The organism is Serratia sp. BNK-4, from assembly GCF_048685115.1.
GTDB classification, from domain to species: Bacteria; Pseudomonadota; Gammaproteobacteria; order Enterobacterales; family Enterobacteriaceae; genus Serratia; species Serratia bockelmannii.
This window is the reverse complement of record NZ_JBLQTM010000001.1, coordinates 4,349,306-4,362,713: the sequence shown is the minus strand read 5'-3', so window position 1 is coordinate 4,362,713 and position 13,408 is coordinate 4,349,306. Positions and strand designations below refer to the sequence as shown.

General features: G+C 61.8%; 6 protein-coding genes and 1 riboswitch. Of the genes, 1 reads left to right on the top strand and 5 read right to left on the bottom strand.

All coding sequences use genetic code 11. The features are described from left to right. Position 1: 1 nt before the first annotated feature. The 5 genes from ACMGGW_RS20720 to ACMGGW_RS20700 form a co-directional block, all read right to left on the bottom strand. Positions 2 to 4,828, bottom strand: coding sequence for a hemagglutinin repeat-containing protein (locus ACMGGW_RS20720; protein ID WP_197825106.1), 4,827 nt, complete (start codon positions 4,826 to 4,828; stop codon positions 2 to 4). A 45-nt stretch (positions 4,829 to 4,873) separates the two neighbouring features. Continuing rightward, entirely contained in the window at positions 4,874 to 6,553 is a 1,680-nt protein-coding gene (locus tag ACMGGW_RS20715; RefSeq protein ID WP_127146297.1) for a ShlB/FhaC/HecB family hemolysin secretion/activation protein, read from the bottom strand. 385 nt (positions 6,554 to 6,938) lie between these two features. Beyond that, positions 6,939 to 7,856, bottom strand: coding sequence for a ketopantoate/pantoate/pantothenate transporter PanS (panS, locus tag ACMGGW_RS20710; protein WP_025304471.1), 918 nt, complete (start codon positions 7,854 to 7,856; stop codon positions 6,939 to 6,941). Positions 7,857 to 7,998: 142 nt separating this feature from the next. Further along, positions 7,999 to 9,366, bottom strand: a complete 1,368-nt coding sequence (lysC, locus tag ACMGGW_RS20705) for a lysine-sensitive aspartokinase 3 (RefSeq protein ID WP_197832226.1) — start codon at positions 9,364 to 9,366, stop codon at positions 7,999 to 8,001. A 108-nt stretch (positions 9,367 to 9,474) separates the two neighbouring features. Then, positions 9,475 to 9,669: riboswitch (Lysine riboswitch) on the bottom strand. Between the two features lie 52 nt (positions 9,670 to 9,721). Further along, entirely contained in the window at positions 9,722 to 11,530 is a 1,809-nt protein-coding gene (locus ACMGGW_RS20700; RefSeq protein WP_004936687.1) for a cation:proton antiporter, read from the bottom strand. Between the two features lie 229 nt (positions 11,531 to 11,759). Between ACMGGW_RS20700 and pgi the strand changes: the two genes are divergently transcribed. After that, the gene (pgi, locus tag ACMGGW_RS20695) at positions 11,760 to 13,406 is read left to right on the top strand and encodes a glucose-6-phosphate isomerase (protein ID WP_004936690.1); all 1,647 of its coding nucleotides are present in this window, start codon (positions 11,760 to 11,762) and stop codon (positions 13,404 to 13,406) included. Positions 13,407 to 13,408 lie beyond the last annotated feature (2 nt).

The following is a 13,408-nucleotide window of genomic DNA, read 5'->3' as shown; positions in this document are numbered from 1 at the left end:
GTTATTTGCCGCTGAACACGCCGGCTTTGGCATCCGCCTGTTTTGTTGAGGCATGGCCGCTGACGAACGGCACGTTGCCGTCAACGCCCTGTTTCGCCGCACCGGCGGCCAGGCCGCCAACCGTGGCCGCCGCATCGACGCGGCCGCCGCCCTGATAGCGTTGGCCGTTGACGTCCTGCTGGCTGACCTGGCTACCGCCCAGTTCCACCTTGCCTTGCTGGCTGCGGATCTCGCCGCCGGTCAGTTGGGTTTGGCCGCCGACCTGCAGCGCCACGCCGTTCTTACCGGTGATCGCCGATTGCTCGCCGACCGCGTTGTTGTTCACCACGTCGGCATTGACCTTGAGGTGCCCCTGGCGACCGGCCGGACCGGTGATGCTGTCTTTCACCGCGCCGCCGACGGTGCGTGCGCCGCGATCCCACAGCGGGCCTTGCGGTTTTTCGCCGGTCGGCGTTGCCGGCAGCGTGACTTTGCCTTCGGCCTTGCTGAAGCTGACCGCGCCGGTGGTGTCCTGCTGCGGATCGAGGCGACGCGCCACGCTGTTGTACTTGTCGGTGGTGGCGTCGGCCACTTTGTTCACTCCGGCCTCCAGTTTCTCTTTCACCTTACCGGCGTAACGTGGTGTGCCGACCTTCGACAGCTTGGAGGTGATGCTGCTGCCCGGATCGTTGCTGTGGCTCAGGCCGGCATCCACATCGACCTTCACCGCGTTCTCAACGTCTTTGCGGCTTTCAACGTGCAGATTGCCGCCCACCTTGCCTTGTACGCTGTCGGCATCGACACGCGCGCCGGCGAGACGGGTGTCTTTGCCGCTGTTGATCGCCACGTCGCCCGCGGTGATGCCGGTGTTGGCGTGGGTGGTTTTATCCTGTTGTTCCACGCCGACCTTCAGACCGGCACCCAGCGTGTGGGTATCTTTGCCGGTGTTCGGGTCGACCTTGCCGCCGGCGTCCTTGTTGAAGGTTTGGCCGCCTTTGGCGTTGGCTTTGATGCCCAGGCTCCAGTTGTCCTTATGCTGCTCGTTTTTGGCGGACTCCAGCAGGATGCCGCCGTTTTTCGCCTCGAGCGCGGCGCTGCCGCCGCTGACTTTGGCCCCCTGCAGATGCAGTGCGTCATCGCCTTTGCCGTTGGCGGACAGGGTGACCTTGCCGTCTGAGGCGATAGTGGCGCCCTGACGCTCGGTTGTGGACTCATTCACCTTGGCGATGTCGAAGGCGCCGCCGGCGGAGAGGTTGCCGCCGGTTTTTTCCTTGCTGTCGCTGCTGCCGGCGCCCAGATCGATATTGCCGGACAGCTTGCTTTCCTTACGCGTTTGGGTCGATTCCGCCGCCTGCAGTGCGACCTTGTTACCCGCGCTCAGGCTGACGTCGCCCTGGCTCTTGACGTTGGTGCCCTGCAGCGTCAGATCGCGGCCCGCCTTCAGCTCAACGCCCTGTTGGCCACTAACGTTGCCGACCTGCGCGGTGCTGCTGCTGCTTTCGCCGTTGTGGGTGCCGCCGCCGAACCCGGCGCCGAAGTTTTTACTGTCGGCGGTGAAACCGCCCTTGGCGGAGGCTTTGACGTTAAAGCCGCTGTGGCTTTCGCTCTGCTTGTCGCTGGCCTGATCAAGGCGGATATCGCCGCCGGCGTTGACGGCGGTTTTACCGCTGCCGCCGTTCAGCGCGGTGCCCTGATAGACCGCGTCTTTTTTCACGTTGACGTTGATGCCGTTGGCCGCGTCGATCGAGCCGGTCACCGCCTGGCTGGCGCTGCTGTTGCTGCGCTGGGTGCCGCCTTCGCCCTTGGCGTCCACGGTCAGATCGCTGCCGGTGGAGGTGTAGACGCGCACGCCGGCGCTGCCGCGGGTATCGCGGCTCTGCTCTTCCTGACGATTTGTCGCAGCTTCGCTGCGGTGGCTGTCCGCCGTCAGCGTGACCGCGCCTTTGTTGGCTTGATATTGCGTGCCCTGATCGCGCACTTTGCCTTTGGCGTTGATGTCGATGCTGCCGGCTTTCACCGAGCTGACGACCGCCTGCGAGCTGCTGCTGCGTTTTTCGCTGCTGCCGCCCTGTGCGCCGATATCCAGGCCGACGTTAGGCGCGCCGATGCCGCCGATGTCGTTGATGACGCCGGTGGCGTCCAGCTTGGCCGCCTTGCCGACCGCACGCTCGACCGGACGGGTCACGGCGCTGTAATCGACGTTGGCACCGATGTTCACGCCGACGTCGGTTTTGGTAGTGTTGCTGCTGGTGGTGTCGGCAGCGGCCAGGTGATCGACGTCCGCGGCGTTTTCTTGATAGGTGCCGCCGACGCTGTGCTGCGCACCTTGCTGGGTCAGCTTGTCACGGGCGTTGACAGTCAGGTTGCCTTTGACGTCGCTGCCGGAGGTGACGGCCTTGCTGCTCTGCGCCTGTGTTTTGCTGTTCTCGTAGCCGGCCTCCACACCGCTGCCGAGCTTGTCGATGCCGCCGGTGTAGTAGAAACCACCGCCGACCTTGGTCTGCTCGGTATTCGAGGTGGTTTTGTCGTCCGCCGCCAGGAACGAAACCTTATTGCCGCTGACGCTGGCGTCGCCTTTGTCGGCGACCAATTTGGATCCGCTGAAGGTCACGTCCTTATCCGCGTCGAGCTTCACGCTGCCGCCGCTGAGGGTGGCGCCGCGGTTCTCGGTGCGGGTGGTTTTCTCGCTGTCGCGGGTGTGTTCGATGCGTAAACCGGCGCGGTATTGCTTGTCGCCGGCTTCTTTGGCGTAGCCGTTGACGGTGAGCGCGGTTTTCTGCTCGTCGATGTTCTGCTGCTGCTCGGCGGCCTTGACGTTGATATTGCCGGTCTGCGACGTGACGCTCAGCTCGCCGCCGCTGGCGACCTGGCTGCCGATCACGTCGGTGTCCTTACGGCTGACCAGCTTCAGGTTGGTGTCGGACTTCAGCTCGCTGGCGGTGCTGCTCTGATAACTGTTATCGGCCTTGTGCGAACTGCTGGTGATGTTGAAGGCGGTGCCGGTACGCGCGTCGATTTTGTCCACGGTGGTGCTCAGCGCGTTGTCGATGCGCAGGCCGCCGTGGGTGGCGGTGACTTCGCCGCCTTTCTGGCCGCGCGCCTTGCTGCCGGTAATGGTGACGCCTTGCTGACCGTTCAGGCGCAGGGTGCCGCCGCTGGTCAATTCGGAAGCGTGGCTGACTTCGCGGCGATTGCTGTTGTTCTTGTTGTCGCCGCCGCCGATGCCGCCCCAGGAGGTTTTGTTATCGCGCACCGCTTTGGCGTTGGCGGTTTTCTGCACCCCGACCTGGATTTGGTTATCTGCGTCGATCGTCAGATCGCGCTGGGCGTGGACCTTGGCACCCTGAGTCGAGACATTGCGGCCAGCTTTCACCGTCAGTTCGCCCTGGCTGCGCAGTTCACTGGCCTTCAGGCTTTCGCTTTCGTCGCTGCTGCTCCAACTGCCGGTGCGCAGGCTGGAGGTGTGGTTGCGCTGATAGCCGCGTTCGCTGGACTTATCTTTCTCCACCAGCCCGGCGAGGTGCACATCGCGAGCCGCTTTGACGCTCAACGCCCGGTCGGCGCTGACGCTGGCGCCCAACAGGTTCACGTCTTCCCGAGTACTGACGAGTTTGGCGTTGCCGCTGGCGGCGACGGTGCTGCCCGCCTGCTGCAGTTGCTCGCGTTCGCGGGTGACGTCGTATTGCCAGGAATAGAACCAGCGGTCGTCGGTGTGACCTTGAGTTTGCTTCAACTGCTGGCCGTCGAGCGTCAGCTTGCCGCCCTGCAGGGTGATGTCTTCGCCGCGAATATCGGTGGCGGTGAGGTGCGCGTGGTTATCCGCCACCAGGCTGATGTTCTTGCCTTTCAGCTCGGTGCGGGTCAGCTTCTGGCTGCTGCTGCGATCGTTGACGTAGATGCCGCCACGGTAATTTTGATAGTTATCGCCGCCGTTTTTGTTGCTGCTGGCGTCGTCGACGCGGCTTTCGCTGCGAATATCGTAGGCTTTCACCTTGAGTTCGTCGCCGGCAGCCAGCGTGCCGGCCAGCTTCACGCCGCTGCCTTGCGCGGTGTTGATGATGTTGATGCGCCCGGCCTGCATGCTGCCGAGGTAGTAGCTGTCCAGCGCGGTCGTCGGCTGTTCGCTGGCCAGCACCTTGCCGTCGCGCGCCACGCGGTTAAGGCCGCTGATGGCGTTGATCGCCGCCGGCGTCACTTTGCCGTTGCGGTGGGTGAAGTCTTGTACGATCACGTCGCCGCGGCTGTCTATCTTCGGTGCGATCAGATCCAGCACGCCGCTGGCGTTCAGGGTGCCGTTGAGGCTCAGGGTATTGCGGTTGCCCAGGGTGCTGTAGCCCTGCAACAGGCCGTTTTCCACCAGCGGGTTGCCGACCACCAGCGAGGAGCGGCTGGTGTTGATGAACCCGCAGCCCTGGCAGCTGATGCCGTTCGGGTTGGCCAGCACGTAGTCGGCCGCCATGCCGAAGATCTCTTGCTGGCCGTGCAGCAGCGACGGGTTGCGGCCGATCACTTCATTAAGGATCACACTGGCTTCGCGTCCGCCCAGATTCGGGTTGGCACCCAGTTGCCCGGCCAGCTGCGACAGCCCCGCCTCGCGGGAGTTGTTCAGCACCGCGCCGGGTTGGTTGACGTTGAAGTCCTGGTATTGGTTATGCGACAGCCCGCTGCCGTTCGGCGCGACGATGTCGACCACCTGGGCGCCGGTCGCGGCGGTGGAAACGCCGGGGCCGTTGGCGCCGTTGGCCGTGACGATCTCTCCGGCGTAGGCGCCGGTGGAAGCGGCGAGAATTATCGCCAGCGCGGCGGCCAGTTTGCCTGCCGCCGAAAGTCTGAAGTTATTATTTTTCATCCATGTCTCTCCGTATATTGCCGTGGGGTCCTGCAAAACTGCTGATTAAAAGGTGTAAGAAAAGCGCGCCAGCACCTGAACGGGATCCTCGGGCGTGGCGTGGTTCGACAAGATCCAGCCGCGGCTGACCTCCAGATCGACCAGCGCCTGGCGGTAGCGTAACGTGGCGCCGCTGCTCAGCCCGGCGCTGCTGCGCCAGCCCGAGTTATCCTGACGCGGCAAAATGCGGCCGACGTCGGCGCCAAGGCGCGGCGTCAGCGTGGCGGCGCCTAAATTGAAGCTGCGCGACAGCGTATTCTGCAAATACCAGCCGTTGTCGCCGGACTGGGTGCTGCGGCTGAAGCCGCGTACGGCGCTGCGATCGGTGAGGCTCAGCCACTCCACGCCGGGCAGCGGGTCGCGGCTGTACTGGCCATAGAACAGGTTGTTGAGCTGATAGGTGGCGTCACCCAGCTTGAGACGCTGGCTGAGGTTGGCGAACAGCTTGCCTTTGGTGAACTGGCTGTCGAGGTGCACCGAGCTCGGGTGGCGATCGGCGCCCAGCCATGGCAGGCCCTGTTCGACGCTGAGGTTGGCGCTGAACACCCCGTTGGGCAGAATCTGCAGGTGGCTGGCGCTCAGCTCGGCCAGGGTCAGCGTGGGGCTGCTGACCTCGAGGCGCACGCTTTCGAAGTAGTTATCGATGCGCTTGTAGGTCAGCTGTCCGCTCAGGCTGTCTATCTGATCGTGATCGCGGTAAAACACGTAGTCGCTGCGCAGACCGTACTGTTGGGTCTGGCCGTGCAGTTTGACCACGTTGTGCGGCAGCTGCTGGTGGTTCTCATAGGACGAGAAGCTGGCGAACCCGCTGAAGGTGAACGCGCCGTACGGCAGCGAATAGAGCAGGGTATAGGCGCGATTATAGCGGTGAGCCGGGTTTTCCAGCGTGCTGTTGGCGTTCAGGCTGACGAAGTCCGACAGGCCGAACGGGCTGTCCAGCGTGGCGGTGGCACGTGCCAGCCACTGGCCGGTGCTTTTTTGGCCGTAATTATCCGTGCCGGCGGTAATCAGCCAGGGCTTGGCATGCTGGTTGCGCAAACGAATAACCGAACCGCCAACCTGATGGCCGGGCAATATATCCAGCTTGGTGGTATTCGATTGCAAACGGTTGGCCTGATCCAATCCCTGGTCGAGTTCGGTTAATTTCAACGGCTTGCCTTCCAGCCCCGGAAATAATAAACGACTGTTGACCCAGCGATCGCCGCCTTCTATTTTCTCGATAAATCCTTCGGTGACGCTTAACCCCAATTCTCCTTGTGAATTAGGGCGAACAATTTGCACGCGCGCGGTGATATAGCCCTTTTGCACATAAAGACGCGTTAATTCACGGATCAGGCGATTGATATCGTTGCTGCTGATGCACTGTTCCGGCAACGCGCTCAGGGCGGATAAATCGCTCGGCGAGAGCAGGGTGACGCCCTGCAGATAAACGCCGGCGATCGGCAGGCACTGCGCGGACTGCGGCAGGGCGGGCGCGGCCGGCTCCGGCTCCGCCAGCAGGCGTTGCTGCTTCAGCTGCTGGTAACGGCGTTGCTCAATCAACTGGTTGACTTCACGCGTGCTGTCTTGCAGCGCGCGGCGCGACTCGCCCATCGACATATCCCGCATCATGTGGGCATCCGGCAGGGTTTCGGCGGAAAGGGCCGTGCTGACCAACAGCGTCAAGGCGGTGATTTTTTTTATCATTGTAATCCATTATGAGAGGCCGCCGGGGCAGCCAGCCCAATCCATGAGGTTAACCACGGGCGGCCGAGGGCCGGCCCGAAATAATGAGCGACATGCACATTGCGAGGTATCTTGATTTGCCGCAGCAAATAAGACGGTGGGTATATATCTAAATAATAATTAGGCTGCTTCTTTTATGGCGGGCAACCCTGGTGACTTAATTAATTAAAAAAAGTAGAACGTCTCTTCCTCTTGCCAACATTATCGGCATGGATAGGAAGAATCTGAATTTTTATTTTTCACGGATGATAGGGGATGAGGGAAATTATGACAATCCGACCAGTGGGAAATACGAAATTTCGCAGGGAAGAAACGGGACGCAATTGTTTGCGTCCCGACAGGCGGTTTATTTTTTCTTGATAGGGCGGCCGGACCAATACCCTGCCAGCAGCGAACCGGAGAGGTTGTGCCAGACCGAGAACAGCGCGCCCGGCAGCGCGGCCAGCGGCGAGAAATAGATTTTGCCCAACGTGGCTGCCAGCCCGGAGTTCTGCATCCCGACTTCGATCGCCAGCGTGCGGCAGGTGGACTCGTCGAAGCCGAACAGTTTGCCGCCCCAGTAGCCGCTCAGCAGGCCGATGCCGTTGTGCAGGATCACCGCGACGATCACCACCAGACCGACCGAGGCGATATGGCTTTGGCTGCCCGCCACCACCGCGCTGATGATGGCCAGAATGCACACCATCGACAGCGCCGGCAGCAGCGGCTCGATGCGCTTCACCGTTTTGGTCAGGGTATGGTGGACGATCAGGCCCAGGCCGATCGGGATCACCACGATCTGCAGAATGCTTAACAGCATGCCCATGATATCGACGCTGATCTCGGCGTCGACGTACAGGCGGGTCAGCAGCGGCGTGGCGAACACCCCCACCAGCGTTGAGACCGCCGAGATGGTCACCGACAGCGCCACGTCGCCCTTGGCCAGATAGATCATCACGTTGGAGGCGGTGCCGCTGGCCACGCTGCCCACCAGCACCATGCCGGCGGACAGATCCGGCGGCATGCGAAACAGCATCGCCAGGATCCAGGCCGCCAGCGGCATGATCAGATAGTGCAGGAAGATGCCGGCCGCCACCGGGCCGGGGCGCGCCAGCACGCGTTTGAAGTCGTCCAGTCGCAGCGTGACGCCCATGGCGAACATGATCAGCATCAGCAGCGGGCTGACGTAGGGGCCGATGCCGGTAAAGGTGGTCGGGGTGTAATAGGCGGCGACGGACAGCAGTATCGCCCACAGGGGGAAGAGACGCGTGAGTAGAGCCAACATGCAGGTTTTCCTTAGCCAGATTGAGAACGATGGGTGTGGTTGTGTTTTTTGCGGGTTCAGCAGGCTGAACCCCTGCAGGTTTTGAACGGATTTTTTAGACGCAGGGGCGCAGCATGCTGCGCCCGCAATCAGGGATAATGACTTATTCGAACAGGTTGTGATGCAGGGTACGCACCACCTGTTCGGCTTCTTCGCCCGGCACTAGGAAGCACAGGTTATAGCTGCTGGCGCCGTAGCAGATCAGGCGGATATTGAACGGATCGAGCACGCCGAACACCTCTTTGCCCACGCCGCAGGCGCGCGACAGCTGGTTACCGATGATCGCCACCAGCGCCAGGTTTTCTTCCACTTCCACCCGGCACAGCGACGACAGTTCGGTCAGCAGTGAGGTGGTCAGCAGGCTGCCGCCGACGGAGGTGGCGCCGGTGGTGTCCATGGTCAGCGCGATGCTGACTTCCGAAGTGGTGATCAGATCGACGGAGATGTTGTGGCGCGCCAGAATGTTGAACACCTCGGCCAGGAAACCGCGCGCGTGCAACATGTTCAGGCTGTGCAGCGTCAGCAGCGTTTGCTTGCGGCGCAGCGCCAGCGCGCGGAACAGCGGCGGATTCTCGGTGGTGTTGCACACCAGCGTGCCGCCGGCCGCCGGATCCTTGCTGGAGCCGACGAACACTGGAATGTCGCTGCGCACCGCCGGCAGCAGGGTGGCCGGATGCAGCACTTTGGCGCCGAAGGTGGCCATTTCCGCCGCCTCTTCGAAACCGATTTTGTCGATGCGCTTGGCCGCCGGCACCACGCGCGGATCGGTGGTGTAGATGCCCGGCACGTCGGTCCAGATATCTACCCGGCCAACGCCGAGCGCCTCGCCGAGCAGCGCGGCGGTATAGTCGCTGCCGCCGCGGCCGAGCGTGGTAGTGCGGCCTTTCGGCTCGCTGCCGATAAAGCCCTGGGTGACCACCAGCGCTTCCTGCAGGCGTGGCTGCAACTGCGATCGGGCCAGTTCGCTGAGCGCGGCGCTGTCCGGCACGGCGCGGCCAAAGTGATCGTCGGTGCGCATCACTTTACGCACGTCGAACCATTCGGCCTGCACGTTGCGGGCGCGCAGGATTTCCACGAACAGCAGGGTGGACATCAGCTCCCCATGGCTGACCAGCTCGTCGGTCAACGCCGTCGAGGTGGCCAGCGACGCGGCCTCCGACAGCATGGCGATGTTTTCCAGCAGGCGGTCTATCTCGTCGCGGATCACCGCAGGCGCCGCGAGGCGATCGAGGATGGCGTACTGGATGCGACGAATTTCATCAAGCTGGTAGTTGCGCTTGTCGGCCTCGCAGCCTTCGGCCAGGGCGACCAACAGGTTGGTGACGCCCGCCGAGGCGGACAACACCACCAGGCGGACCTGCGGGTTGGCCAGCACGACGTCGGCGCTGCGGTTCATGGCTTCAAAGTCGGCGACGCTGGTGCCGCCGAACTTGGCTACCACGGTGGAATTTTGGGGTACTGCTTGGTTCATGTAGAAACCTCGTGTCAGGGATGCCCGTTTGGGGGCACTGTAATTCCATAGCCTTGGCACAAGGGGAGAGCGGTAAACAGGGGGCAGGCGTAGAGGTCAGGCTACGATACACCCAGAAGCGCCCCACCTTGTCGATCGCCCTGTGGGCGATCCCCTGGTGACAACCCAGGGGATTCAGCCCCTGTAGTCGATACGATAATGGCCGGCCATTATCGTACCTCGGCGTCGCTCCCCCTCGGGTGCCGTCAACGGAGAAACGGCTCCTCTGACACTCTACCTGGGCGACGCGCCTCTTCTGGCTTGCGCACCGGGTGCGCAAGTAGGCTGTTAGGAATAGCCGGTTATTGCCATTCTGTCAACGTACGGACGGTGAGGGATTTTCATCTTGTACCAGCGCGATAAGCGTACAGGGCATCGCGGGCGTGGAACCGGCGCCAATCGGTTGCAGAGAACCGTCTTCCTTTTGGCTGAATAGCGGGATAACGCCCTGATGTTTCTCCAAATACTCCAGCCAACCGAAATTTTCGTTCAATTTGGTCGCTTTGATGGTGGCCCCCCTGGCGAGCAGGCTGCTCAGGCGGCCGTAGGTGGCTTCCTGATTAAATAAAATTTCATGCCGGCGGAAACGCGAACTTTCCGCGCTGGCGCCGCGCCCTTTCAGCGGCGCCCCCGAACGGATGGCAAACACGTGATCCTCGCCGAAGAGATGGCCGAAGTGGTAGACCGCCAGCGCGTTCTGGTGGCGATTGGGCGACAGCGCCAACACCTGGGCGATATTGCTCAGATCGAGGTAGTTCTCGGCGTGTTCGGAGTAGGCGTGGCCATAATAGGCCGGAATGCCGTCCATACGCGCCTGACGGTAGTATTCCCAACTGCTGTCGGTGACGATCACCGGCACGTTCAGCTTGATCAGCGCCTGCGCCAGCATGCGCGCCACGCTGTTGGCGCCGACGATCAGTACGCCGCGCGGCTTTTGCTGCTGCACCCGCAGCCAGCGCGCCATCATGCCGCTGGTCAGGCTTTGCAACACCACGGTACCGATGATGATGGCGAACACCACGGTCACCAGCCGGTCGGCGCCCTGATAGCCGCTGCGCTGCAGCGTCAGCGCGAACAGCGAGCTGACCGCCGCGGCCACGATGCCGCGCGGGGCGATCCAGCACAGCAGCAGCCGATCGCGCCAATGCAGGGAAGAGCGCCAGGTCGAGACCGCGATGCACAGCGGCCGGGCGATAAACTGCACCGCCAGCAGCAGCAGCAGCAGCGGCCAGCCCATGTTCCACAGCGCCTGGATGTCGAGCCGCGCCGCCAGAATGATGAACAGCGCCGAGATCAGGATCGCCGACAGTTCTTCTTTGAACGCCAGAATATCGCTGGTATCGACGTCGCGCATGTTGGCCAGCCAGATGCCCATCACCGTGACGGTCAACAGGCCGGATTCGTCGGCGATGGCGTTGGAAACGCCGAAGGCGGTCAGCATGATCGCCAGCACCGCCAGGTTCTGCAGGTAGCGTGGCAGCCAGACGCGGCGCAGCGCCAGGCCGAGCAGGTAGCCGAACAGCGCGCCGGCGATCAGGCCGACGGCGGCAGTCACGCCCAGCGTCCAAAACAGGTGGGTATAGGACTCCGCATTCTGCTTCAGTACGATGAACTCGAACACCAGCAGGGTGAAGATGGCGCCAACCGGATCGATGACGATCCCTTCCCAACGCAACACCTGGTTAATGTTGGCGTTCGGTCGCACCACGCGCATCAGCGGAGCGATCACCGTCGGCCCGGTCACCACCGTCACCGCGCCGATCAGCGCCGCCAGCTCCGGCGGGAAATCCAGCAACCACCAGCTGGCGAGGCTGATGACCAGAAAGGTGACCAGCATGCCGACGGTGACCAGATTACGCACCACGCCGCCGAGGCCGCGTATCTCCTCGAAGCGCAGCGTCAGCGCCCCCTCGAACAGGATGATCGCCACCGACAGCGACACCAGTGGAAACAGCAGATCGCCGAACAGCAGATCCGGCTGCACCAGATGCACCGTCGGGCCGAGCACGATGCCGAACAGCAGCAACGGCAAAATGGCCGGCAGACGCAGCAGCCAGGCCAGCCACTGCGCCAGCAGCGACGCCAGGCCGATAAGCACCAACATAAGCGGGGCGGATAATTCCATAAGCGAGATCCCTTTCAAATGACGAAATAAGTAACGATGACACAGCCTGATGACAATTCGGCAACCCCGATAACAGGCCGTTAGCCAAAAGTATAGAGTGAAAGCTGAAACGAGGCGGCAATGCGTTGACAGTTAGCGCCTATCGCAAGAAAAGCGATCATAATCACAGTCGAACAGGCTACAATCGGACAAACGCGTCATTTTTATTCTCAAGCCTAAGAGTGTTGCTATGAAAAATATCAATCCTAGTCAAACCGCTGCTTGGCAAGCCCTGCAGCAACATTATGCACAGATGAAAGACGTACGGATCGCCGACCTGTTCGCCGAGGACAGCGATCGTTTCTCCAGGTTCTCCGCGACCTTCAACGATCAAATGTTGGTGGACTATTCCAAGAATCGCATCACGCAGGAAACCCTGGAGAAGCTGCAGGCGCTGGCGAAAGAAACCGATCTGCAAGGCGCCATCAAATCGATGTTCGCCGGTGAGAAGATCAACCGCACCGAAGATCGCGCGGTGCTGCATATTGCCCTGCGCAATCGCAGCAACAGCCCGATCCTGGTCGACGGCAAAGACGTGATGCCGGAAGTGAACGCGGTGCTGGCCAAGATCAAACAGTTCTGCGCGCGCGTCATCGGCGGCGAGTGGAAAGGCTACACCGGCAAGCCGATTACCGACGTGGTGAACATCGGCATCGGCGGTTCGGATCTCGGCCCTTACATGGTGACCGAAGCGCTGCGCCCGTATAAAAACCACCTGAACATGCACTTCGTCTCCAACGTTGACGGTACCCACATCGCCGAAACGCTGCAGCCGCTGAATCCGGAAACTACGCTGTTCCTGGTGGCGTCCAAAACCTTCACTACTCAGGAAACCATGACCAACGCCCACAGCGCGCGCGACTGGTTCCTGAGCAGCGCCGCCGATCAACAGCACGTGGCCAAGCACTTCGCTGCGTTGTCCACCAACGGCAAAGCGGTGGCCGAGTTCGGCATCGATACCGACAACATGTTCGAGTTCTGGGACTGGGTAGGGGGCCGTTACTCCCTGTGGTCGGCGATCGGTCTGTCGATTGCGCTGTCCATCGGTTACGACAACTTCGAGCAGTTGCTGAGCGGCGCGCACGCCATGGACAAGCACTTCGCCGAAACGCCGGCGGAGAAAAACCTGCCGGTGCTGTTGGCGCTGATCGGTATCTGGTACAACAACTTCTTCGGCGCCGAAACCGAAGCCATTCTGCCGTACGATCAGTACATGCACCGTTTTGCCGCTTACTTCCAGCAGGGCAACATGGAATCCAACGGCAAGTACGTCGACCGCAACGGCAATCCGGTGGATTACCAGACCGGCCCTATCATCTGGGGCGAGCCGGGCACCAACGGCCAGCATGCGTTCTACCAGTTGATCCACCAGGGCACCAAGCTGGTGCCGTGCGATTTCATCGCGCCGGCCATCAGCCATAACCCGCTGGGCGATCACCACGCCAAACTGCTGTCCAACTTCTTCGCGCAGACCGAGGCCCTGGCGTTCGGCAAGTCGCTGGAAGTGGTGGAGGCGGAGTTCGCGGCGCAGGGTAAAACCCCTGAGCAGGTTAAACACGTGGCGCCGTTCAAAGTGTTTGAAGGCAACCGTCCGACCAACTCGATCCTGCTGCGTGAAATCACCCCGTTCAGCCTGGGTAGCCTGATCGCGCTGTACGAGCACAAGATCTTTACTCAGGGCGCGATCCTGAACATCTTCACCTTCGATCAGTGGGGCGTGGAGCTGGGCAAACAGCTGGCTAACCGCATCCTGCCGGAGCTGGCGGGCAGCGAGAAAATCAGCAGTCACGACAGCTCGACCAATGCGCTGATCAACCGCTTCAAGGAATGGCGCTAATC